Origin of the sequence: Sedimentisphaera salicampi (genome assembly GCF_002117005.1) — a bacterium.
Lineage (GTDB): Bacteria > Planctomycetota > Phycisphaerae > Sedimentisphaerales > Sedimentisphaeraceae > Sedimentisphaera > Sedimentisphaera salicampi.
In genome coordinates this window covers 649,934-673,640 of the sequence record NZ_CP021023.1, presented here as the reverse complement: position 1 = coordinate 673,640, position 23,707 = coordinate 649,934, and the positions used below count along the sequence as shown (strand labels likewise).

Sequence of the window (23,707 nt, the reverse complement as noted above, 5' to 3'; positions counted from 1 at the left end):
GTTTGTTTTATAATGAAAATTGCTTAATAAACAAGGCTCAAAAATGGAATTAGGGAAATACTCATTCGGTGTTGGAGACCGCTTTGGCTGTCAGGGTAAATGGCAGCTCAAAGCAGTTATGCAGGCAAAAGAGGCGGGGATTGATATTGTGCCGGTGTGGAATAAATCGCACCGTGAACACAAGGCAATCGGCAGCCGCCCTGAGGATGTAAGGCTTGAGGCGGATAAAAGCGTAGAATCTCTCGGCTGGCAGGGGGCTTATCACGTGGATGCAGACCATATCAATATGGGCAGCGTATCGGAGTTTATCGGATGCAGCGACTTCTTCACGCTCGACATTGGCGACTATATCGGAGCGGCCCCGCAAAAGCAGGCAAAGGAGAAATTCACCGAAATCGCCTTTGAGTATGCCGGCAAACTGACAATCCCTATGCTCGAAGAAGAATATCAGATTACGCCGCAAGATATAGAAGCAATTGCAGATAAGTATCTCTACGCGGTAAAAGAGGCTGGGAAAATCTATCGCACAATAGAGAAGGCCAAGGGCAGAGACAGCTTTATCACCGAGGTTTCTATGGATGAAACCAAATCCCCTCAAACCCCCGCAGAGCTGTTTTTCATAATGCTTATGATTTCTCAAGAGGGCATCCCTGCGCAAACGATAGCCCCGAAATTTACCGGACGCTTCAACAAGGGAGTTGACTACGTGGGAGATGCCTCAGACTTTGAGAAAGAATTCAATCAGGATATAGCCGTAGTTCAGTTTGCGGCTGAGGAATTTGGCCTGCCGAAAGATATCAAGCTCAGCGTTCATTCCGGCAGTGATAAATTTTCGATTTACAAACCAATCAATAAGGCATTGAAGAAATTTAATGCTGGCGTTCACGTTAAAACTGCCGGCACAACTTGGCTTGAAGAGCTTATTGGCCTTGCTGAAGCCGGCGGAGGCGGCCTTGAAATTGCAAAACGCATTTATAAGGAGTCTCTGGAGAGATTTGATGAGCTAACTGCCCCATACTGGTCTGTTATCGATATAAGCAAAGAACGCCTGCCTACCGCAGAAGAGATTCAACGCTGGAGCTCGGATAAATTCGCTGATGCTATCCGCCATGAGCCCGATTCGAAGGGTTTCAATCCAGATATGCGTCAATTGCTGCATGTTGGCTATAAGATTGCTGCTGAAATGGGAGAAGAATATACTCTTGCGCTGGATCAATACGAAAACTGCATTTCCAGAAATGTTACGAACAACATATATAATCGCCATATTCTTCCGCTGTTTGGCTGATTATAGCAATTATGGCCTGATTTTTTCGCTGTATGCGAAAAAAATCCAAAAAATTTTATTTTTTTCTTCTTAGGTGTGAAAAATAGCCCTCCTTAAGATATTAACCTATTTCTGTATTTGAAAATAGGGATTGAAAGTATTTTTTGCGGGTTGAGATACTCGCTAAATGGCTTTTTTAAGTTGGTTCCAATGCGGTATTAGGAATCAGTTTTAAGATTTATTTTTAATTTTAAGGAGTTTTTTATGAAAAAGTATTTATTTGTACTACTCATGGCCATGTTTGCGGCTGGCCCGGCTTGGGCGGACAGTGTAAACGGCCCCGGAAATCTGGAGTGGGACGACCCTCTAACTTGGGGCAGCGGCACTGTTCCGGATATCACCACCGAAATCTGGTACAATGTCAGCGATGATAACCTGACTACCATTCATGTTAGAGACGGCGTTGATGCGGTTTGTAATCACCTTTATATGTCTAACGGTGGAAACAGCAATGTGTCGGCAACGTCGTTCAGCGAGAGGCTGTGAGCAATCTGGACATGAAGCATAGATACAATGTGAGACCAGCACGAAAATGTTCGTGATTGCTTGTCAATACCGAAAGACCGAGACAATTTTTTGAAACAAGATTAGTAGGAATATGTTGGCATATCTGCTTGAGAACTGTATATTGATGCTTAGCGGGTGTCATGAGTTACTCCTAATTTTTACTTAGTTTGTTGAAATTAGTGTAACTCATACCCCGTTAATTTTAAAGAAACATCTTATATTTTGTTCTTCTATGGGATGGCTGTGATTAATTTTTTAAGGATACAAGTCAATGAATATTAATAAAAATTTGTCACGACGCGATTTTGTAAAAATGGCAGGTTTAGGTGGTATTACTGCAGCTTATGGATTCAACAGTATGGATTCGGTTTTGTTTGGCATGGAATCAGCGTCTGATGCTGTTTTGACATATCGTAAGATTATCAAAACAAAAGATGTTAAAATCTATTCATACGCTGCAAGGTCTTTGCGGCAATGGTTTCTGAAAAACGATCCATATCGTCCCATTTACCATTTTACCGGGCCGGAGAGTTGGATCAACGACCCGAATGGTCCCATTTATCATAAAGGGAAATATCATCTGTTTTATCAGTTTGACCCGCAGGTTCTGGATGAGAGGGGCCACTGGAAGCGCAGCAAACGCTGCTGGGGACATGCTGTCAGCGATGATCTGGTTTACTGGGAAGATTGGCCGGTGGCTTTATGGCCAGACACGCAATATGATTACAATGGCATTTATTCTGGAAATACGTTAATCCATAAGGGTAAAATCTATGGTTTATACACAGGCAATTGTGGTAAAAGAGAAACTTATGGTATGCTCACGTGGAGCGACGATGGTGGTGTGACATTCAAAAAGAAGATGGTCATGCACAACGATCAGCGCCCTAATAAACACTCACCGGTTCACTGGGATGCACAGGTCTGGAAAGAGGGCGATACATGGTGCCAACTCATCGGAGGCTGCACAAATGAGGAACCAAGACAGGGGGCGGCATGGCTATGGAAATCTAAGGATTTAGCAAACTGGACGCTCCAGAAAAACATCGCGCCGTCTATCAAGCATGGTGATTACTGGGAACTGCCGTACCTGGTGCCGCTTGGTGGCAGATATGTCTTCATGGTTGGCGCCGGTAATCCGTACTGGATCGGTCACTATGATGCAGAAAACATGGAATTTACACCTGAGACACCGAGGCGTGATGTGGATACGGGCCACTATTACTCATTCAATCCGCAGATGGTTGATGACAAGGGACCCAACGGATCGGAACGTCGTATCATGCATGGCTGGGCAAAAATCGGCAAACCACCATCGGTTGACGGTGTACCCTATTGGGAATCCGCACATTCGATCCCACGCGTGATTTCGATTAAAGATAACCGCCTTTGGCAAGATCCGATCCCGGAGTTACAGTGCCTGCGTTATGGGAATAAGAAGATTGAAAAACAGTTTTTACTTGTGGACAAGGCTGTACATTTGCAATCAATCCGGGGTGATGCCTTGGAGATTATCGCCTCTTTTGACAGGCAAGCTTCTACGCGTTGCGGTCTGATTGTCCGTGCAAATGCTGAGAAGGAAGGAATGAGGATATGGGCTGATTCCGGTAATCGCTTCGGAATCGAAGGACGTGCCAATACTCATTTTTTGAATCCTAAAGATCCGGTCGACTTGCATGTTTTTGTTGACCGGGGTATCCTTGAGGTTTACTGTAACGGAGTGGCGGTTACGCATAAATGCTTTGTTCCAGCTGACCGGATCGAGCTATTCGCGTTTGGCGAGGGGACAGAGGCTACGCTGAAAGGCTTGGAGGCCTGGACGATGAGATCCATGTGGGGCTAAAAAAGGGAAAAGGCATGAAACGCAGAGGCTTGTTTGTATGGTCGATTACAGCAGCGATGGCAGGATTTCTGTTTGGATTTGATGCGATTGTCATTTCAGGTGCCGAACAAAAAATTCAATTGCTCTGGAATCTGAGACCAGGCATGCATGGATTGTGTACGAGTGCCGCCTTGCAGATTACCAGAACCTATGGAGACAAAGATGTTTCCACTTTCATACAAAAGGTATCTTTGGATTGCAGCAGCTCTGATGGGCAGGTAAATGTTGAAAATGTTATTGACTGGAGAACATCAGGGACGCTTCTAAAAGCATCCTTCCCCCTTGCAGTATCGAATTCTTATGCTTCTTATGATCTGGGAATGGGAGTTATAGAGAGAGTAAATAATCACGGCAGCAGCGACAAACGTGGCCGGATACCGGAGAGAGCTCCGATCAGTGAACGTCCGGCAGTTGTTGATAAACGCAGCCGCATTGGCGACTGGGAAGGTGATACCGTAAGCGGCAAGGGGCACGGTTCGTTTGTTGCCACCCATGTAGAGCGGAAAACCCGCTACCTGCTGGTCGGTAAAATGGACGACAAGAGTGCAGCCAGTATGAACGTTACTACCAAGAGAATATTCAGGAAAATTCCTAAGTTCAAACGAAAGACGCTAACGGTTGATAACGGCAAGGAATTTGGCGGATTTAAGGAGATCGAAAGAATGGTTGGTCTATGCTGCTACTTTGCTGATCCGTACTGCTCATATCAGCGTGGTACGAACGAAAATACCAACGGACTGCTGCGTCAGTTTTTCCCAAAAGGTACTGATTTTAAGAAAGTAAGCAAAGCAGAAATTGACAAAGCCGTCTCCTTAATCAATAATAGGCCAAGGAAATGCTTAAACTATCGGACACCAAATGAGATGCTCTCGAGCGGATGAAAATGTTGCGCTTCAGATTATATTCTAAGTAGCAATTATGGCCTGATTTTTTCGCTGTATGCGAAAAAAATCCAAAAAATTTTAATTTTTTTCTTCTTAGGAGTGAAAAATAGCACTCCTTAAGATATTAACCTATGACTGTATTTGAAAATAGGGATTGATAGTATTTTTGCGGGTTGAGATACTCGCTAAATGGCTTTTTTAAGTTGGTTCCAATGCGGTATTAGGAATCAGTTTTAAGATTTATTTTTAATTTTAAGGAGTTTTTTATGAAAAAGTATTTATTTGTACTACTCATGGCCATGTTTGCAGCTGGCCCGGCTTGGGCGGACAGTGTAAACGGCCCCGGAAATCTCGAGTGGGACGACCCTCTAACATGGGGCAGCGGCACAGTTCCGGATATCGGCACCAATATTTGGTACAATGTCGGCGATGATAACCAGACCACCATCCACGTTAGAGATGGCGTTGATGCGGTTTGTAATCACCTTTACATGTCTAACGGTGGAAACAGCAATGAAGAGGTTATCGTTTATGAAGGCGGCACCCTTACTATAGACAAGTATAGCTGGCTTGGTCGATGGGGCGACAATGCCGGCAACCACACCAACCACGACCTCAAGATCTTCGGAGGCGAGGTAACTATCAACAATGCGAACGGTGATACCTACGGTCTCCGTGTTCCCGAGCCGAACAAAGGCGGCAGCTGGGATAACGATTTAGTTATCGACGGCGGTTCACTCGAAATCCTCAACGGCGGCGGAATTATCCTCGGTAATGACGCTCAGAACCTCAAGGAGTCATTGGATCTTGATGTATCGACGTTGTCGGTAACCAACGGCTATATTGATGCAGAAGGTGCGATTTACTGCGAAGAGAGCAACGCCTCAATTGCATTGAATTACGGCTACGTCACATCAGGCGGCAGGTTCACATTTGACGATCAGGGCACAAATTCCCCTGCGACAGTCGATGTTACATACGGCCTTATTCAGGGCAGCCCTGTTGAATTCGGCGGAAACGGCGCTTCCACAGTAAACTTAAACAGCGGCTACATTATTTCCGAAGGCGAATTGCTCACTACAAACTATGGGACATCAGTTGCTAACTTGAATGGCGGTATGCTATGGTCTAAGGGCGGAATTGATCTTATTAATTCCAGCCAGAACACCTTCAATATCGGCGAAGGTTTTATGGTTATTGATGCTCTTACTGAGTCTCAGAAACTCATTCTTGACAGCTGCATTACAGAGGGCTACATCTCTGCATCAGACGGCGTGAGCGATGTTTACTATGTGGAGTATCCTGAAACATCAGCAGGCGCCGAAGACGGCTTCCATGCGGTTTCAGTTGTAGAGCCGAGCTTCGCCCTTCCCGATACAGTCGAAGACGGGCAGACAGGCGTTTCAATCGACGGCACGCTCACTTGGCAGACAGGACGCGATATCGGAGCACCCTCTACAGACGGCTCTATGATCACAGCTTCCTACGCTTCAGCAAACCCAGACATCACAAATCATACGCTCTACCTCTCAGAATCTTTCGGGAAGCTTGCAGCCTGCGAGCCGAACGATGCTTCTGTAGGCGAGGTTGATACTGGAATCGTGCAGGGAACTTTCCCCGCCTCTACAACAAGCTATTCGCTTGACGGCGTTGTCGAGAGAGACAAAACCTACTACTGGAGAGTTGATGAAACACTCAGCACAGGCGAGGTTATCCCGAGCAAGATCTACTCATTCGAAACAGAGAAGAGCTTCCCGTCTTTCGTTGAAGGCGAAGAGCTTGAAGACGTATGGGTTGACGCGGGAACAAATGTGGAGTTCAGCGTTGCCGTGGATTCTATATCCCCTGAGACATATCAGTGGTATAAAGACGGCGCAGAGCTTACAGGCGAAACCTCAGCAACTCTGTCTCTGCCGGCAGTTAGTTTGGCAGATGAAGCAGTTTACAAGTGCGAGGTTACAAACGCAGCGGGAACTGTTTCTCAGGAGGCAATGCTTACTGTGAAGCGTCAGGTTCTTGACCTCCCATTTGAGGGAAGCCTTTCAGAGCTTGCAAGCGGATACGATGCATTCGTAAACGGCAATGAAGGCGAAACAGGAAGCGCAGCTTACGATACTGGTAAAGTTGGTCAGGCATACGACTTCCAGAGAGTTGACACGGCCGGCGACCCGAACAATCCGCAGTTTGTTTACAACGCCCTCGAGCTTGCAGACAGCAACGACCTGAACTTCTACAAATACGGCTATACCATTAACTACTGGGTTAAGGCTGATTCTGTTGTGCCGTATGAGCAGGATGTAACCGGCTGGTGGCAGACAATTTTTGCCAAAGAATGGAGATTCGACGGCGAAGGCGAAGGTTCAGGAAGATTCGGTCTTGTTAATCAAATCAATAGTTTCGAGTTATACCATCAGAGGAGAGATACTTCAGCATGGACTTTTGCAGACATTGATGATCTCTACGATAACTGGCATATGGTAACCTTTGTGTTTGACGGCGATCCCTACGCAGACGATCCTGAGGATCCTGAAAGCGAACCGGTGAAACACGCGTACCTATATGTTAACGGAGAGCTGGTCAGCACAGATACTGAGCCGGCTGATGAATACACCGAGACCCATCCAATTCCGTTTGTGCTTGGGCAGGAGATACACCTGAATTCCAATGATGAATTCGACAGAGAATACACGAGCGAGTTCTTCGGTGCCCTCGATGAATTCCAGGCTTGGAACTATCCGAAGAGCAGGGAAGAGATAGCCCAGATGTATGTGGATATCGAAGGCGGAAATATCTGTACAGAGCAGCTCGAATACGACTTCGACGACGACTGCAAAGTCGGTCTGAGCGATCTGGCTGTATTTGCTGCGGACTGGATGAGATGTAACCTCGTACCGCTGTGCGAATAAGCTGCGGTTAGAGTTTTAGTGATTTGATAATTAAATAATGGAGCATAAATTATGAAAAAATATGCATTAATGATACTTGCCTTAGGGTTTGTTGCTGCCGGAGCGTTTGCTCTTGGCTGGACAGGCGATAATACCGATGAGAACCGCGAGGCTCTATGGAACGACCCCAACAACTGGGGCGGCACTTTGCCGACAATCAATAGCAATCTTTGGATTACCAATAATGCCCCTGTTAACATCATTATTGAGGACGGCGTGGATGCTGTTGGGCAAAGAATTATGCTCGGTAACGGCGGCGGCGACTGGGTTGCTACTGTTGAGAGCGGGGCATCTCTTACCATTAAAGAGCACGGCTGGGCCGGCAAATGGTGGAATGAACAGCACAATGGTCTCAGAGTAAACGGCGGCGATGTGAACTTTATGGGCACAAATCCGTTGGATGGCTATGTCTTTCAAGTAAACCCGCATGGAAACAGCTCTGGAAATTTCCTCGAGATTAACGGTGGGTATTCATTCTTCAACGGCAGCGTAAGGTCTGCTGCTTGGGGGAATTCCACTACTTTGTTTACAATGACCGGCGGAGAGCTGGAAGTGAATGGGGATTTCTATGGTCAGTCCGGCGTTATGACAACCGATATCAGCGGCGGACATATGGATGTTCAGGGCTCGTTCTGGATAAAACAATGGGATGGCGACGGCAGGACAGGCGTTGCTAATTTTACAGGCGGGCTAACCGAGGCATACGACTTTCAGCTTGCCCCTAACGACGCAAATGTAGATGCTGTTGTTGACGGAGCCTATCTTCTCGGGTCCGATACTTTTAAGGTTACAAGCGGCGGCGACTGCACTCTTGATCTTCTGAGCGGCGTTATAGATGCGAGCATCTTCAGGTATGATGAGGCAGGCGAGAGCAGCACCTTCACCACCTCGCTTGGCGAAGGGATTATCTATGCAGACCGCTTCGGCTACGACAGCGAAGAATATCCAAGCTACGATGCTGAGCTTACAGACGACTACACTGATGTAGTTGGCGATATCGTTGACGGCGACATCTCAGCAGGGGCCGCTGGAGATGATGTTTACTTTGCATACTACCCCGAAAGCGCAGAAGGCAGGAGCGACGATTTCTACGTACTCAGCGGCAAAGAGCCGGCAGTTGCTCAGGCTGTTTCGCCTTACGACGAACAGAAATATGTAAGCACTGCTATGACCACGGTTCAGTGGTCTAACGCTCCGGCAGTATCGCCGGTTGGCGCAGGCGGTGAGGCAGTTACTGTTGACACCTCTTCTCAGAGCGCAAACGTTATCAGCTATGAGGTTTACCTCGGAACTGACAAGATGGCGGTTGCAACAGACAGCGGATCAGGCTCATCTACCTATCAGAACAACGTTATGGGCTCTACAAGCCTTGACATCAGCTCTGTTACCCTCGAAGATAATACTGTTTACTTCTGGAGAGTGGACAGCGTTATGTCAGATGCCTCTGTGGTTAAAGGCAGGCTCAACAAATTCGTTACAGGCACCGAGCCTGCAGGCGAGCTGGCCTACCACTGGAAGTTTGACGGCTCTACAACAGATGAGATTGAAAGCGTTACAGCAGCCCCGTTCGGCGGCGGCGCTCCTCAGTTTGTTGACGGCTTCGACGGACAGGCATATAAGTTCGAGCCGGACTTCTCTGACCCTGAGAACCCGCTGTACAACTTCCTTACTGTTGGCGGAACTTCAGATGATAATCTGTTCAGATTCGGCTACACAGTTACCGCTTGGGTTAATAAGCTCCCGGGCAACTGGAGCGCGATTTTCCAGAAGCAGGATAGAGTTGAAGGCGAGCCTTGGAAGGGCTGGGTATGCTCTTTGAACGGTTCAGATGTGCCGGTAACAGCAGTCAGAGATTACGGCGAGATTACAGCTGAAACCGCTGTGAACGACGGCGAATGGCACTTTGTTGCATGGTCGTACGATGCTGTTAAGAATCAGATTGCTGTTTATGTTGACGGCCAGATTGAGAATAAGGCTCAGGTGAGCGACAGCTATGCCGACCCTTCAGAGTCTAACTTCTTCATAGGTGCTGCAATCAATGATGGCGAACCTGCATCTCTGTTTACCGGTAAGCTTGATGATCTCAAGATCTACCACAACGCCTTAGACGTTGTGGAAGTAGCTCAGGTGTACACTGAGGCCAAGCCGGGCGAGACAATCTGCCTCGGTCCTGTTGGCCCGATGGACTTCAACGAGGACTGTCAGGTGAATCTGGAAGACTACGCCATGATGGCTATGGATTGGCAGCTCTGCAACCTTATACCGGTTGAAGACTGCGAATAACCGAATAATCTAAAATTCAATGCGGGGCTGAAATCTCGGCCCCGCCTTAATTTTTATTTGGTTTTACAGATTTTTATGGTAAAGTAAAATTAGGCATTTTGAGGCATTCGGGTATTAAGCCGGATGGAGAGAGTTATTAAAGTAAAGGAAAGATGAAATGAGAAACAAATTTATTACAGTTGTTATACTGGCCTCGCTTGTTTGTATGCCGGCATTTGCTCAGATTGAGCTCAGGGTTGATTTAGGCAACAGCTCAGCAGATCCGTCCGAAGCGGGCTGGAACACTCTAAGCCTCGCACAGCTTGAGGCCGGAGCAGGGCTTATAGATTTCAACACAGAGCTCAACACAGGAGTTTCTGTTTCAGCAGACGACTTCGATTATAAGCAGGCCGGCGGCTGGAACGACAGCACCATTGACTGGGTTGATCAGGCGGCAGCAGAGGATTTTGTGTATTCAATAAGCAGCTCCTCACAGATAGATTTCGACGGGCTCGACAGCGAGAAGGTGTATCAGGTGGAAGTGCTTTCATCATGGGTGTCTCAGTATTCTGTTGCCGGTATAACCGTGCAGGGAGAATACGCGGACGACAACTACAACTCCGGCGCAACACAGCAGGAGCTGGAAAGCTGGAGCTCCAAACAGGCCTACGATAATTCTGACTGGCTTGTATGGGAGGCTGTTTCACCGGAGCAGAACGGCCAAATTTCTGCTGCGTTTACGGTGGATTCCGGAGCAGGGGCGTTCTATTCTAATGCCAATGCTGTTAGGATTACTGAGATCCCTGAGCCGGCAAGTATGATTATGCTTGGTGCAGGCGGTATTGGCTTGCTTGCAAGAAGGAGAAAAACACATAATTAAATTAGGAGTTTTACAATGAATGTAAATTTAAAATTGGTTTTGGTTGCCGTTTTGCTTGCCTCGGTGTGCGGCTTTGCGGCAAACATTGAGATCTGGTCTGACGATATGTCGAGCTTGGACGACTGGACAGTAAGCAGCCCCGATAATGTCGGCCTGATTGATGGCAATACCAAAGTTCAGTTGAACAGCTGGTGGGGTGCTAACGGGAATACTGGTTATTTATCCCGCGGTACCGGCGAATTAATACAAGATGAGACTGAATATGTGGCCATCTTCCTTGTTGATTCGTTCAGTGATGGTAAAGACATAACTATTTCAGTTACTGATGTGGATAACGGCGGCGCAGATATCGCCACAGCTGCTGCAACCCTTAATGGGAATGGGGCAGAGTATACTTTGGATTTTTCCACCGTTGGGACTGAAAACGATGCTGTCGTTGGCAATGAGATGGGAGTTTATGTCAATGGCGGCTGGTGGAAAAACTTTGCTGTTGACAACATCAAGATTGAAGAAGTTCCTGAGCCGGCCAGTATGATTATGCTTGGTGCAGGCGGTATTGGATTGCTTGCAAGAAGAAGAAAATCTTAAAAAATAAAAAACACTTTTTCCAATAAAGCGGCTTTACGGCCGCTTTTTTTTGGCTTTATATTATTGAGAATTGGGCTGACGTGCAGAATTTGAGCCGTCGGAGCTGTATTTTGCAAGCTCTGCAAGGCGGAGGATCATCTCGGCTTTTTTGATTTCATGGCTTCTTATCTGCTGGGTAAACTTATCACCCTCAAGCAGATTTTTCGCCTTCTCAACCATCTCATCCACCTTCTCCATCGGGATCTCATCGAATCCTGTTACATCGTAAGCTATTACAGCCACGTTATTATCTGCAATGCGAACGAATCCGCCGTCAAGCAGGAAGTGCCTGTCTTCCAGCGGGTTATAATCGAAATCCGAGAGCCCTTTGGCAGTCATTATTCCAAGGCCTATCTCGCAGAGCATCGGGCAATGCCCACGCATTATACCCATCTGTCCTTCAACACCCGGCACAACGACAGAGTTAGCCATACATTCCAGCAGGGTTCTTTTTCTCGTTTGCAGAACGCATTTGAATCTCGAGAGAGACGCCATTACATCCCCTTTGCCTTTTCTGCGGCATCTTCCACATCACCAACATACATAAATGCCTGCTCGGGGAGGTGGTCCCATTTGCCTGAGCATATCTGTTTGCAGCTTTCCACGGTTTCCTGGGCGGTAACGTACTTACCCTCCATGCCGGTAAACTGCACTGTAACCATAAACGGCTGGGAGAAGAATCTCTCGAGCCTTCTTGCTCTTGAAACCACCTGCTGATCCTCACGGCTGAGCTCGTCCACACCGAGGATTGCTATAATATCCTGCAGGTCGTTATATCTCTGAAGAATCTCAAGAACCCTCTGAGCGGTTTTGTAATGCTCTTTGCCCACTATATTCTCATCGAGAATTCGAGAAGAGCTCTCAAGCGGGTCAACAGCGGGGTAAATTCCCTTCTCTGAAATCGCCCTTTTCAGCACTACTGATGAATCAAGGTGGGTGAATGTGGTGGAAGGGGCGGGGTCTGTCAGATCGTCCGCAGGCACATAAACAGCCTGAACGGATGTGATAGCCCCGTTTGAGGTGGAGGCTATGCGTTCCTGAAGCTGTCCCATTTCCGTGGCGAGGTTCGGCTGATAGCCCACCGCCGAGGGGATCCTCCCAAGCAGCGCCGAAACCTCCGAACCCGCCTGCGAGAAGCGGAAAATATTATCAATGAAAAGCAGAGTATCCCCGCCGCCGAGTTCGCATAGGTTCTCTGCCATTGTCATAGCGCTCAATGCCACCCTCAGCCTCGCCCCGGGAGGTTCATTCATCTGCCCGAATACAAGGCAGGTCTGATCAAGTACGCTCTTATCACTGCTGCCGATCTTCGTTTCCTTCATCTCACGCCAGAGGTCGTTTCCCTCTCTGGTCCTCTCGCCCACACCAGCGAACACCGAATATCCGCCGTGTTTTGTGGCGATTCGGGCTATCAGTTCCTGTATGAGAACGGTTTTTCCAACGCCTGCACCGCCGAAAAGGCCGGTTTTCCCGCCTTTAACGAATGGGCACAGCAGATCAACCACCTTAATCCCCGTTTCGAACATCTCGCTCTTGGCCGAGAGATCAGTAAATTCCGGCGGCTTTCTGTGTATTGAATGCTGCTGGGCGTTTTTTAAAGGTTCTAACCCGTCCACTGGCTCCCCGAGCAGATTAAACACCCTCCCTAGCGTTTCTTCGCCCACCGGTACAGTAACCGGTTTGCCGGTATCTATCACCTCTTCGCCGCGTTTGAGCCCTAGCGTTGAGCCGAGGGCTATCGCACGCACTTTCCCGCCGCCGAGGTGCTGCTGCACTTCGCCTATCAGCTTGTGTTTTGTGTCATTGCATTCGAAATTCACCTCAAGGGCGCTGTACACCCCGGGGATGCGGTTTACATCAAACTCAGCATCAAATGTGCTTCCGATAACCTGAGTAACTTTTCCTGTATTCATAACGTTCGTGCTCATTAAAGTTATTATTTAGCCCAGCGCCTCAACGCCGCTGACTATATCGGTTAGTTCTGTTGTAATCTTATTCTGTCGTGCGCTGTTGTATTGAGAATTAAGTGCTTGAATCATATCTTCTGCGTTGTCTGTTGCGCTCTTCATCGCCACCACTCTCGCTAAATATTCGCTCAGCACCGAATCCACAAAGCACCCTGAAACTGCTGTTCTCAGCATCATCTGAACCATGCCCTCGAACATCTGGTTTAAGTCTGGTTCGAGCTCGAATTCCCCAGCCTCGCAAGACCACGGCCATATGACTGTTGAACGAGTTGTTAAATCGTCTATCAGCTCGGAAACGGGAAGTATTGTCAGCGTTTGCGGCTTTTGGCTCGCAACCGAGAAGAATCTTGTATGTACAATGCCGAAGTAGTCAATTTCGCCGTTGATATAGAGATTCATAAACTCATCAGCCATATCGTCGCTCTGCCTGCCGGAGGGCATCTCCTCAAAATCGGAGAATTCCTTCTTCACTTTAACGCCCTTATGCCTGAGAAACGCAGCAGCTTTCTTCCCGGATACATATACAACAAGCTTCTTCCGCAAACGCTTCGCACGCTTGATATGCACCTCAATCATATGGTTCAGAGCGCTGTTGAAGCCGCCGCAGAGGCCTCTGTTTGCCCCGATAACGAGGATCGCTAAGTTCCCCGATTCGTTTTCCTGCATAAGCGGATGTTCGATTTTCTTCTCGCTTGTGAGCATAAGGTAGGCAAGCTCAGCGAGGTAGTTGTAAAACTTCTGCCCGCTCTGCCACATTTCGAAATACTGGCGGTAACGCGAGGTTGAGATCATCTCCATGGTCTTTGTAACCTTGCGTATATTCGCTACAGCTCGTTTCCTTTGTAGTATTTGCCTTATACTCGCCATTTACTTGTCTAATATCCCTTTTATGACCCACGGATTACACAGATTTCACGGATTATATTTTCCTTATTCTGCTGTTATCTGTGAATCTAATTTATCCTATTAATATATCAATCTTTTACTCTGAAGACTTGATGAACCAAAATTCAAGATTAATCCTAATTTTATTTTAGCAGCCTTAAAGTAATTTATTATTTGGGCTTCTTCTAATTCTGTTATATTTTTTGAAGAGCCTTGAATTCAGTCAAAATCTTATTTAAAAAATCTGTGTCATTTGTGTAATCTGTGGGTTATATATCATTAAAACGTTATCCGCCGAAGGAGAAGCGGTAAACATTTTTGTACATCTCTATAACGCTCATTAGTCCTTCAGCGAGCTCATCGGAGATCTTTCCGGTGTCTTCAATTTCCTTTACATACTCATTCGCTTCAAGACGCATCCAGGCGAGAAGCTCGGTTAGAAAATCGGATACCCTGTTAGCCTCAATATCATCGAGAGCTCCTTTCGAGCCTGCGAAAATTGAAATCACCTGATCAGCGCAGCTCATCGGAGAGAACTGCGGCTGCTTGAGCAGCTCCACCATCCTGTAGCCTCTGTCGAGCTGAGCCTGCGAGGCATCATCAAGCTCGGTGCCAAGGCGGGCGAAGTCTTCCAATTCTCGGAACGAGGCAAGATCGAGCCTGAGCCTTCCGGCCACCTTCTTCATCGCCGGAACCTGAGCATCTCCTCCAACCCTCGAAACGCTTATCCCCACATCAACAGCGGGGCGCACGCCCGAGAGGAAAAGATCTCTCTGAAGGTATATCTGGCCGTCTGTGATGGAGATTATATTCGTTGGGATATAGGCTGAAACCTGTCCTTCGAGAGTTTCCACAATCGGCAGGGCGGTAAGCGAGCCGCCTCCGAGTTTGTCGCTGAGCTTAACCCCTCTTTCAAGCAGCCTGCTGTGCAGATAGAAGATATCCCCCGGAAAGGCCTCTCTTCCCGGCGGCCTTCTCAAAAGAAGACTCATCTCACGATATGCCACGGCGTGCTTTGATAGATCGTCGTAAACGCAGAGGGTGTCTCTGCCGCTCTTATACATAAAATGCTCCGCTATTGCGCAGCCGGTGTAAGGAGCGATATACTGAAGCGGTGCGCTGTCTGAGGCGTTCGCCGCAACAACCACTGTATGCTCCATAGCGCCTTGTCTTTCGAGCATATCAACTACTTCTGCAACTGTGGATTCCTTCTGACCGATTGCCACGTAAACGCAGACAACATCCCCGCCTTTCTGATTAACTATCGCATCCAGAGCTATTGCTGTTTTGCCGGTTTTTCTGTCTCCGATAATCAGCTCTCTCTGTCCTCGTCCAATCGGGATCATCGCATCCACGCTCTTAAGGCCTGTCATCAGCGGCTGATTAACCGGCTGCCTGTCTGCAATCCCGGGAGCAGAAGAGTCCACAAGCCGCATACTTTCAGATTCAATCTCACCCTTGCCGTCCAGCGGCTTGCATAGCGGATCTACTACGCGTCCGAGCAGTTTCTGCCCTGTAGGCACTGTAAGCACCCGTCCTGTCGCTTTTACGGCGCTTCCTTCGCTTATCTTGCTGTAGTCGCCGTAGATCACTGCTCCGATGCTGTTCTCGTTCAGGTTGAAAACCTCGCCCGGGACGCCGCCCTCAAACTCAAGGATTTCTCCTGCCATCGCATTCTCGAGCCCGTAAACGTGAGCAATACCGTCGCCCACTTCAGTTACTCTTCCGACAGTAGAAACATCGATCTCTTTATTGTACTGGCTGATCTCTTTTTTGATCAGCGAACTTATTTCCTGAACGTCAAGTTTCATATTACTTCCTGCATTACTGATTAACCCGACTTTAGCTTTCGGCTGCGAATGCTGCCGGTAATCTTGTTTACGGCCTTGTTTAAATTATTTCGAACTGAGTTGTCCACAACTTTCCCGTTGTGCTCTATCACAACCCCGCCTATCAGATCCGGGTCGAACTGGTATTCGAATCTCGTTTCTTTACCTATTGCCTCTTTGAGCCTTTTTTCAATATGCTCTCTGATATCTTCGCTCGGCTCTGAGGCGAGAGTGAGCTTAACGAATTCAACGCCTCTGCTCTTCGCCTCCAGCACCTCGAATGCCTTTATAATTTCCGGTAAAAGGCCGATTCGCCCTCTTCTGGCAAGGCTTACTATAAGACCAGTTGTGAAATTATCTGCCTTCCCCGCCAACGCGCTTTCGGCAGCTTTTATCTTCTCGCTGGTTTGAACGAAAGGGCTGTCGAAAAAGCTTAGCACGTCTTTCTGCCGCGAAAAACTGTCTGCGCAAACCTCAAGCTCGCTGAAAAGCAGCTGGATTTTGCCGTTTTCCTCTGCTATTTCAAAGAAAGGCTTGGCGTAAATCTCTGCTGTTGCTGAAAAATCCTTCATACAAGACCGCCGTTTCAGCTGTTTCCGGAGATATAAGACTTCTTAAATTCATCCACGGCCTGATCAATAAGCTGCTTATTGTCTTCCGGCGTAATCACTCTTCCGATAATCCTGCTTCCAAGCGAGCAGACAATCGTGCCGGCCTCATCCACAAACGAACCCTTTGCAGATTCCGCAGCTTTTTTGGCATCTTCTCTTGCCCTTGCCTTGATCTCGTCCGCTTCAGACATAGCCTTGGAAAGGATCTCCTGACTTTTCTTTTCAGCCTCGCTAATATGTTTCTGAGCGGCCTTTTTGCCATCTTTCTCTGCGTTTTCAAGTTTGCTTTGATACTGCTCAAGCTTCTGGCCGGCCTCTTTTTTCATCTCTTCGGCGCTGTTTATCTCGCCGCTGATATGGTCTTCACGGGCCTTCAGCCCTGCGAGCATAGGCTTCCATACAAATTTCCCGAGCATAAATACCAGCACAGCGAACCATACAAGCGTCCAGATGGATTCGCTGAGGTATCCGCTGAAGATATTAACCTTCTCGGATTCGCCTTCTGCCCCGCCAGCTGCTGTCTCAGAAGCCAGCAGTACAGCATTCACGGAAAAACAGAGAAGCAGGTATCTGATTTTTTCGAATAAAGCCAATTTTGCAGCCCCTTTTTAATCTTACATAAAGAAAAGAGGAAGCAGGCAGATAATAAGCCCGATAAGAGTAACGCCTTCAATCAGTGATGCTGCAATGAGCATACACGTGAAGATTCTGCCTCCGGCTTCCGGCTGTCTTGCAATAGCTTCGGTAGCCCTGCCGGCAAGATTCCCAATGCCGAGCCCTGCGCCGATTACTATAAGCCCGCAGCCCAGAAGGCCGCCAAGCATTACAATACCCTTATCGTCAATATCAATGTTGACTGTGGAGAGTATTGCCGGCAAAACTGTAAGTAGTTTTGTCATCACTTAGTTCCTTTCAATATTAGTGGTCCTGATGGATTGCCATTCCAATGTAAATAGTAGTAAGAAAAGCGAATATGTACGCCTGCAAGAACGCAACGAACAGCTCCAGCATACTTATCAAAGCTGCGAAAGAGATTGAAACTGTTGCCGCGAGTATATTCTTGAAAAAGAAGATGAATCCGAGTATTACAGCGAGCATCATATGTCCTGCAAAGAGGTTCGCAAAAAGCCTCACAGCAAGCGAAAACATCCTGATGAATGAACTCAGCACCTCAAGCAGGAATATAAGCGGATATATAGGCCCGGGCACTTTAGGGCAGAAATTGCGAATGTAGTTGCCAACGCCGTTTTCGAGGATTCCCGCTGCATGGAAAAATATGAAAGAGAAAAGTGCAAGAGCACCTGTAACGAATATATTGCCGGTAGCAGCACCGACTATGTGGTTCTTCTCGCCTGTAAATATATATATAATCTTATCAAGAGGTATCATCCCCAGAAGATTCATCGAGAGAATAAAGAAAAACAGTGTCCATATAACAGGTACGTATTTGTCTGTCTGCTCCTTGAGAAAAGGCCTTACAACTTCATTGCGGAAGAATACGCAGATTGTTTCGATTGCGTTGCCGAATCCATGCCTTACCAGCCGCACTTTCCGGCAGCTCAGCGGCAGAACAATAAGCAAAACAGAGGCAGCTAGCGCCACCATAACCATATGATTAGTGAAAACGAACCCGCCGAAGCTGAAGAGCTTCTTAGAGAGCACCTCTTCGAGGGGATTCATTGTCGCTAATGCAAATTTCATTTTCTTCCTTTTCAAATGGGTTTTCAGGGGCAAAATTTAGCCGCCTGATACGCTTTACGCACTTAAATGTCTCGAACGCCAAAAACATTATATACAGCAATCCTACCCAGAAGATAAAGTAAAGTTTATGTTCGATTACAAAAAGCGAAAGTATAACCGCACCGCCCAATATTAGCAAGAGGCGAATGAAAAATCCGATGAGAAAAAGCGTGAGAAAGAAACCTGTTTTCTTCGGTCTTGCTATCCAGATGGGAATCTGCGATATAATAATGCACCCTGAAACAAGCCCAAGGGCGTAGAGGTATTCAGTTTCTGTCCCGCCCTTAAACTGCTCGCTGACGCGGTAGAATACAGCAAGCAAAGCTGCAATCAATGCTAATTTGACAAGATTAAGCGGGGATAAGATGTTTGGTAAGCTGTTCAATATTAAGGAAAATCCTTTTTCTAATGTATATCAGACTGCAATGCCTGCTCAAGGTCTATATATTGATAATCAAGCCCGTGTTTATCGCAGATTTCTCGAAATCTCTTAACTGCAAACTCGCTTATCTCAGACTGAAGCTCTTCGCTCATCATACAGTTGAAGACACGGCATCCTGCAAAACGGTACTTATGTACGCTGCATTTGCTGTCTTTAAGGTACGGGCATTTTCCGTTTACTAGTTCAGTCTTAGCCGGCACATAATGCCTGAAATACATGATCTCAGGCGTAGAAACATACAGCCTGTGTCCGAATCTTGCGAAATTGCAGCAGCTCCCGCATTGCCTGCAGGGCGGGATATTTTCGCTGGAGAGCCTCCGTTCGATCGAGGCGTACACCTTTACAACCTCCTCTAATACCTTACGCTTATCTGTCATACAGCAATCCCCTCGTTGTTTCGTATGCTTTCAATCTCTTCGAAGGTGTAAAGACGCCCGCGGTTGATTCCCGGGCACCTTTTTGCCGCGAGATTCCATGTCTCAGGGCTCTCGAGATTGCAGTCCCAGAATGGCCATGTCCGGCATTGAAGCGGGCGAACGCTGTATATACTGCAGCCGTTTTTGGTGAGAAATTCACAGTCTTTTGTGAGCTCGTCTTCCAGAAGGCTCATACCTCCCTGTGCCTTGCGGGAATGGAATTTCTTAACCTTATCAAAGCTTTTGCCAAGCTTCTCAGCTATTTTGGCAAGCTCCTCTTCGCTTACCCATACGTAACCTTCACCCGGCCCCGAGCAGCAGTTTCTGCATTGCATGCATTCAAAGTGCAGACCCGCCGCATACCAAGGATAATTGCTCATTTCTTATGCTCCCCGCCGGCTTACCGACGCATTACTGTATAATTTGACCCGACCGCCTGAAAGATTATACCACATTAAATCCCGATTTTCAATTCTTGTAACCCCGAGCTTGAGATAATCTCCAGATGACGCAGATTACACAGGATTTTATCGTTTTTTACGGAGCCATCCCGCCGCATGCAGTAAGCGGGAAATCTTCTCGCCACTTGCCAAAATATCTCCGTGTAATATGCGGATTAGATTTATCTGCCTCTCTTCGTAGCCTCCAAAACCGTTCGCCAAGCGGCGAGTTTTTTTTCGTATGGTATTGATGCGTTTGCGGGGCTTGTTGAGGGCAGGGTGATTTGCTCAATTCTTTGGGTTTGAGGGAATTTGCAGGCTGCGAGTTTCCTGAAAAGTTCTGCTGCTTTCCGGCCGTTAAAAAAGATGCTATGGATATTCGGAGCAGCTCTCAGAAGGCAGTCAAAATCATTCGGCTGTGCATTTTTGATATTGTTATCGAGGCTGCCTTCCCGTAAGCAGCTCCGGGCAGCATCCCACAAAGCCACGCCGCTGCTTTTGAGCTTTTCAAGCCTGTCTTGGTATGAAAGCTCCCTGCCAGCACCAAAAAACTCACCCATAAAGTGCCAAAACAGGTTTTGCGGGTGGGCATAATACTGCTGCTGCCTGAGCGATTCGCCTCCAGGCATAGACCCGAGAATAAGAACTCGGCTGCGGGCGTCTGCCGAGAACGGAAAGCTTCGAAGGGTGTATTCAGCGATTCTTTGCTTTGTGCTGCTTGATTTGCAATCCATCTGCCTAACTTATGAATCCCTGCCGGGCAGTTTGCACGTTCCTATCCAGTACTTCTCGAGCGTTGAGATCACTTCCAGAAATCCCTTCAGCGAAACCGGTTTTTTAATGTATCCGGCGGCCTGAAGCTTATAGCTCTCAACTATATCTATATCCGAGTCGGAAGTGGTGAGCACAACTACCGGAATATCATTAAATTCCTCCATATTTTTGAAATGCTTCAAGAAGGCCTTCCCACCCATACCGGGCATATTCAAATCGAGGATGATAAGATCCGGCCGGATGAAATTTTTGTCTTCATTTGCTGCTTTGAAATACTCCACAGCCTCCTCGCCGGTATCTGCTGTTACAACCTGCGAATCAATCTCCTTCATCTGCAAAGACTTGCTGAAAAGCTTCTGATCGCCCGGATTGTCTTCTACAAGCAGGATTGTTGTATTAATTTTTCCGGCTTCTGCCATTTCACTTCTCCAAATGTTACCATTGCTTTTTCTAAAGTCCCTATTTTCGCTAAATCTCGCATGAGGGCAAGTAGAATTACTAACTGAAGTACGTTTGTTTTTGTGAAATGTGCTTTTCAGGCTTATTTTCCGCCGATTTTGTACTCTTTCGGCGGCTGAACACCTCTTAGATGCTCGGTGAAGTAATCCCATCTCCGGCGTTCATAATACAGTTCAGGGCAGCCGTGGCCGGAATTAACTGCCGCTATGAGGTCGAAGTCTTTATTCGCTTTAATCAGAGCCTCAGCGAGTTGTAAGCTTGCGCTTATATGCACGTTTTTATCCATATCCCCGTGAATCAGCAGCAAATCGCCTTCAAGATTTTCCGCTGCTGTTACGTTGGACTGTGCCTTGTAATGCCCTTCATCCGGATAGCCCATCCATGCCTCTGTCCACCAGGCTTTGTCGTTGCGGTGGTCGTGATTTCCGGATACCGCTACTGCGGCGGAGTAAAATTTCGGCCTGATAAGAAGGGATCTTGCCGCATCGTACCCGCCGGCGCTCCCGCCGAAACACCCCACCTTCGAGGCATCAATGCAGGGGTATTTTTCCGCCATATGCTTTATTGCGGCTATACGGTCGTCAATGCCGCTCCCGCCCAGATTCTTGTAAGAGTAGTCGTGGAATTTTTTGCTCCTGCAGCCTGTTCCGCGCGGGTCAACCCGAATCACAGCAAAACCCAGCTTCGTGTAAACCTCTTCCCAGCACCATGGGCGGAAATGTTTCCTTGTATAGTAGCTGTGCGGCCCGGTATAAACGTGCTCCAGCACCGGATAGGCCTTCTTGGGGTCTTTATCTTTGGGCAGAAAGAGATTTCCGTAGATATCAGTTTCCCCGTTTGCCGCTTTTGTCTTGAATTTGATTGGAGGCTCCCAGCCGGTTTCAAGCAGCTTGCTGGTATCTGCCTTTTCGAGCCCCAAGACTTTTTCTCCGTCCATATTCCGCAGGCAGATTTCTGGAGGATTTTGCACAGTGCTTGATGAATCAATGAAAAATTTGTGCTGAGGCCCGAACTTCACCTTATGATTTCCCGGCTTGGGCGTCAGCTGCTTCATTCCCTTCCCGTCCAGGTCCACTTTGTATATGTACCTGTAATACGGATCGCCCTCTTCGTGCGCCGCTGCCCCTACTACTGCAAAACGCTCCTTTTCATTCACGAAGTAGATTTTCTTCGTGAAAAAAGGGGCAGGGGTGAGAAGGGTAACCTCGCCGGAGTTTCTGCTTACGCTGTAAAGCTGATTCCAGCCGTTCTGCTCGCTTGTCCAAAGGATTTCCGCTTTAGTTTTGAGCTTGTAAACCTGCCGGTACATCGGCGGCAGGGTGGTATCTGTCTTCTCAGAGATGATTATTCGGGGCTCAGCGGTTTCTGCATTTACCTCAATGTACCTTGCCTCTTTATAGCCTCTTGCCCTCCAGAGATAGGTGAAAGTTTCTGAATTCCTGTCCCAGTTTATCCCCGCTGCGCCGCCGTAGTAGAGCCTGTAAACAGGTTTAACGCTGCATTTTTTCGCTGTTTTTTCGGAGGGGCAGAATACATAAGGGCTGCATTCCGGAACGTTTTCATCCGCTCCCATCGGATACACAAACGAATAGAGCTCAGGCCTCGCTGAATCCTTAGGGGCATTCTTAACTATGTGCAGCCAGCCGCAGTCTTCAAGATTTACCCTGTAGCAGGCGAAATATTTGGAATCGGGGCTCCAGCTGCCGGTAAAATTTGTTTTTATTGCTTCCCCGCCTCTTAGAAAATCTTCATCCGTGATTTTTTGAGGAGCAGGAACGCTTGAGGCGTATGCATTGAGAAGCTTTCCATCTTCGCTGGCGGCGAATTTTTCCCCCGTTTCCATATTTTCGAACCAGAGATTGTGATTCCTCCTGAACGCCCGCCACTTGCCGTTTGGAGAAACCTTTCCTGCCGATTTGCGGTGTTTCTTCTTTGTATTCTTCTGTTTCTGTTCCGCCTTGTTATCTTCGCTCTCAACCTTTTTCAGAACGGAAGTCTCAAGGTTGTAGGCGAACTTTTCGCCCTCAGCCCTGAAGCTTATCTGCTTGAAGTCCTTGGAAAGCGAAATCTGGTTGAAGGGAAGTTTGAGAGGTGAATATTCCTTGCCTGTTTCTTTGCTGAGCTTCTCAGCGAGGTCTTTATGGTTGAAGGCCTTCTTTCGGAGCTCCTTATCAGGACGCACCAAGATATATTCATTTCCATCAGGCAGATTCCTTTTATACCAGAAATTACTTGTCCCGCGTATCCAGTTAGGATTCACCGAATCTGTGAAAGAAAGCCCTCTGTTGCGTTTAGTAATGCTTTCATCCGCCTTTTTGTACATTTCAAGAACATCGCCTGCGATGCAGACAGCCGTCAGCAAAAGCAGGAAATTAAAAATTATTCTCATAAAAGATACCTTAAAAGAGTGTTGTAAATTGCGGTAAACAGAAACTAAATGCTTTATTGTGATATAGAAAGGCGAATTCTACAGCTATTCAGCGAAAAGTAAAGAAGTGTGATTGCTGAGTTGTTTGAATTTAATAGGACAGCTGCCATTTTATTATACAAAAAACGTGTGCGACAATATTGGCAAAGCTTTTTAAAGCCGAATCTATCCGCGTGTTCTTAGTGGCTGAAAAATATATCTCTCCGTTTCCTCCGATAGCTCTCCGCCGAAGGCGGAGAGAAATCGGAGCAATCGGAGGGAGGCAAGAAATTAGACAGGATTAACAAGATTTACAGGATGAGATAAAGATAGTGGCCTGTGGCTCGTGGCAAGCAGCTCCTGGCAAAATCATTAGCGAGAAATTAGTGCCGATTAGCGGCTTAAAATCTTTCTCATATTCAA

Annotated in this window: 22 protein-coding genes and 1 pseudogene; 8 read left to right on the top strand and 15 right to left on the bottom strand. The window is 47.4% G+C overall.

From position 1 onward, the window contains the following. The first annotated feature begins 43 nt into the window (after positions 1–43). The gene (locus tag STSP1_RS02595; protein ID WP_085754861.1) at positions 44–1,288 is read left to right on the top strand and encodes a tagaturonate epimerase family protein; all 1,245 of its coding nucleotides are present in this window, start codon (positions 44–46) and stop codon (positions 1,286–1,288) included. A gap of 243 nt (positions 1,289–1,531) precedes the next feature. Then, complete coding sequence (locus STSP1_RS12375; protein WP_123806958.1) at positions 1,532–1,813, top strand: hypothetical protein; 282 nt, start codon at positions 1,532–1,534, stop codon at positions 1,811–1,813. Here the strand turns inward: STSP1_RS12375 and STSP1_RS12800 are convergent. Continuing rightward, positions 1,753–1,899 carry a DUF4372 domain-containing protein gene (locus STSP1_RS12800; protein WP_085754860.1) on the bottom strand — a complete coding sequence of 49 codons (147 nt, stop codon included), beginning with the start codon at positions 1,897–1,899 and terminating at the stop codon, positions 1,753–1,755. The genes STSP1_RS12375 and STSP1_RS12800 overlap by 61 nt on opposite strands. A gap of 206 nt (positions 1,900–2,105) precedes the next feature. Between STSP1_RS12800 and STSP1_RS02585 the strand changes: the two genes are divergently transcribed. The 6 genes and pseudogenes from STSP1_RS02585 (at position 2,106) to STSP1_RS02560 (ending at position 11,275) form a co-directional block, all read left to right on the top strand. Continuing rightward, positions 2,106–3,677, top strand: a complete 1,572-nt coding sequence (locus STSP1_RS02585; RefSeq protein ID WP_085754859.1) for a glycoside hydrolase family 32 protein — start codon at positions 2,106–2,108, stop codon at positions 3,675–3,677. Between the two features lie 212 nt (positions 3,678–3,889). Then, positions 3,890–4,597 (top strand): annotated as a pseudogene (locus STSP1_RS02580) (IS30 family transposase); the annotation flags it as partial. Between the two features lie 269 nt (positions 4,598–4,866). Continuing rightward, entirely contained in the window at positions 4,867–7,506 is a 2,640-nt protein-coding gene (locus tag STSP1_RS02575; protein ID WP_085754857.1) for a LamG-like jellyroll fold domain-containing protein, read from the top strand. A gap of 51 nt (positions 7,507–7,557) precedes the next feature. After that, positions 7,558–9,828, top strand: a complete 2,271-nt coding sequence (locus STSP1_RS02570; protein WP_085754856.1) for a LamG-like jellyroll fold domain-containing protein — start codon at positions 7,558–7,560, stop codon at positions 9,826–9,828. A 157-nt stretch (positions 9,829–9,985) separates the two neighbouring features. Further along, complete coding sequence (locus STSP1_RS02565; protein ID WP_085754855.1) at positions 9,986–10,687, top strand: PEP-CTERM sorting domain-containing protein; 702 nt, start codon at positions 9,986–9,988, stop codon at positions 10,685–10,687. A 15-nt stretch (positions 10,688–10,702) separates the two neighbouring features. Continuing rightward, positions 10,703–11,275 (top strand): PEP-CTERM sorting domain-containing protein, encoded by a 573-nt coding sequence (locus STSP1_RS02560; RefSeq protein ID WP_085754854.1) that lies wholly within the window; start codon positions 10,703–10,705, stop codon positions 11,273–11,275. A gap of 60 nt (positions 11,276–11,335) precedes the next feature. On the opposite strand, the gene STSP1_RS02555 is transcribed toward STSP1_RS02560, so the two are convergent. The 14 genes from STSP1_RS02555 to STSP1_RS02485 form a co-directional block, all read right to left on the bottom strand. Further along, a complete protein-coding gene (locus STSP1_RS02555; RefSeq protein ID WP_085754853.1) occupies positions 11,336–11,809 on the bottom strand; it encodes a F0F1 ATP synthase subunit delta/epsilon in 474 nt (157 codons plus the stop codon). Beyond that, the gene (gene atpD / locus STSP1_RS02550; protein WP_085754852.1) at positions 11,809–13,242 is read right to left on the bottom strand and encodes a F0F1 ATP synthase subunit beta; all 1,434 of its coding nucleotides are present in this window, start codon (positions 13,240–13,242) and stop codon (positions 11,809–11,811) included. The genes STSP1_RS02555 and atpD overlap by 1 nt, the downstream gene beginning before the upstream one ends. Before the next feature lie 12 nt (positions 13,243–13,254). Then, positions 13,255–14,148 (bottom strand): ATP synthase F1 subunit gamma, encoded by an 894-nt coding sequence (gene atpG, locus STSP1_RS02545; RefSeq protein ID WP_085754851.1) that lies wholly within the window; start codon positions 14,146–14,148, stop codon positions 13,255–13,257. 99 nt (positions 14,149–14,247) lie between these two features. Further along, positions 14,248–14,364 (bottom strand): GxxExxY protein, encoded by a 117-nt coding sequence (locus STSP1_RS12795; protein ID WP_226997521.1) that lies wholly within the window; start codon positions 14,362–14,364, stop codon positions 14,248–14,250. An 89-nt stretch (positions 14,365–14,453) separates the two neighbouring features. Next, positions 14,454–15,977, bottom strand: coding sequence for a F0F1 ATP synthase subunit alpha (atpA, locus tag STSP1_RS02535; RefSeq protein ID WP_085754850.1), 1,524 nt, complete (start codon positions 15,975–15,977; stop codon positions 14,454–14,456). Between the two features lie 20 nt (positions 15,978–15,997). Then, positions 15,998–16,567, bottom strand: coding sequence for an ATP synthase F1 subunit delta (gene atpH / locus STSP1_RS02530; RefSeq protein WP_085754849.1), 570 nt, complete (start codon positions 16,565–16,567; stop codon positions 15,998–16,000). Positions 16,568–16,581: 14 nt separating this feature from the next. Beyond that, positions 16,582–17,199, bottom strand: coding sequence for a F0F1 ATP synthase subunit B (atpF, locus tag STSP1_RS02525; protein WP_085754848.1), 618 nt, complete (start codon positions 17,197–17,199; stop codon positions 16,582–16,584). Between the two features lie 21 nt (positions 17,200–17,220). After that, on the bottom strand, positions 17,221–17,505 hold the full coding sequence (atpE, locus tag STSP1_RS02520) for an ATP synthase F0 subunit C (RefSeq protein ID WP_085754847.1): 285 nt from the start codon (positions 17,503–17,505) through the stop codon (positions 17,221–17,223). 19 nt (positions 17,506–17,524) lie between these two features. Further along, complete coding sequence (gene atpB, locus STSP1_RS02515) at positions 17,525–18,307, bottom strand: F0F1 ATP synthase subunit A (protein WP_085754846.1); 783 nt, start codon at positions 18,305–18,307, stop codon at positions 17,525–17,527. Positions 18,308–18,751: 444 nt separating this feature from the next. Next, the gene (locus tag STSP1_RS02505) at positions 18,752–19,165 is read right to left on the bottom strand and encodes a YkgJ family cysteine cluster protein (RefSeq protein ID WP_085754844.1); all 414 of its coding nucleotides are present in this window, start codon (positions 19,163–19,165) and stop codon (positions 18,752–18,754) included. Continuing rightward, a complete protein-coding gene (locus tag STSP1_RS02500) occupies positions 19,162–19,584 on the bottom strand; it encodes a YkgJ family cysteine cluster protein (RefSeq protein ID WP_085754843.1) in 423 nt (140 codons plus the stop codon). Before STSP1_RS02500 ends, STSP1_RS02505 begins: the two co-directional genes overlap by 4 nt. A 242-nt stretch (positions 19,585–19,826) precedes the next feature. Beyond that, positions 19,827–20,378, bottom strand: a complete 552-nt coding sequence (locus STSP1_RS02495) for a DNA-deoxyinosine glycosylase (RefSeq protein ID WP_085754842.1) — start codon at positions 20,376–20,378, stop codon at positions 19,827–19,829. A gap of 9 nt (positions 20,379–20,387) precedes the next feature. Then, on the bottom strand, positions 20,388–20,837 hold the full coding sequence (locus STSP1_RS02490; protein WP_161491572.1) for a response regulator: 450 nt from the start codon (positions 20,835–20,837) through the stop codon (positions 20,388–20,390). Between the two features lie 122 nt (positions 20,838–20,959). After that, the gene (locus tag STSP1_RS02485; protein WP_085754840.1) at positions 20,960–23,266 is read right to left on the bottom strand and encodes a S9 family peptidase; all 2,307 of its coding nucleotides are present in this window, start codon (positions 23,264–23,266) and stop codon (positions 20,960–20,962) included. Between the last annotated feature and the right edge of the window lie 441 nt (positions 23,267–23,707).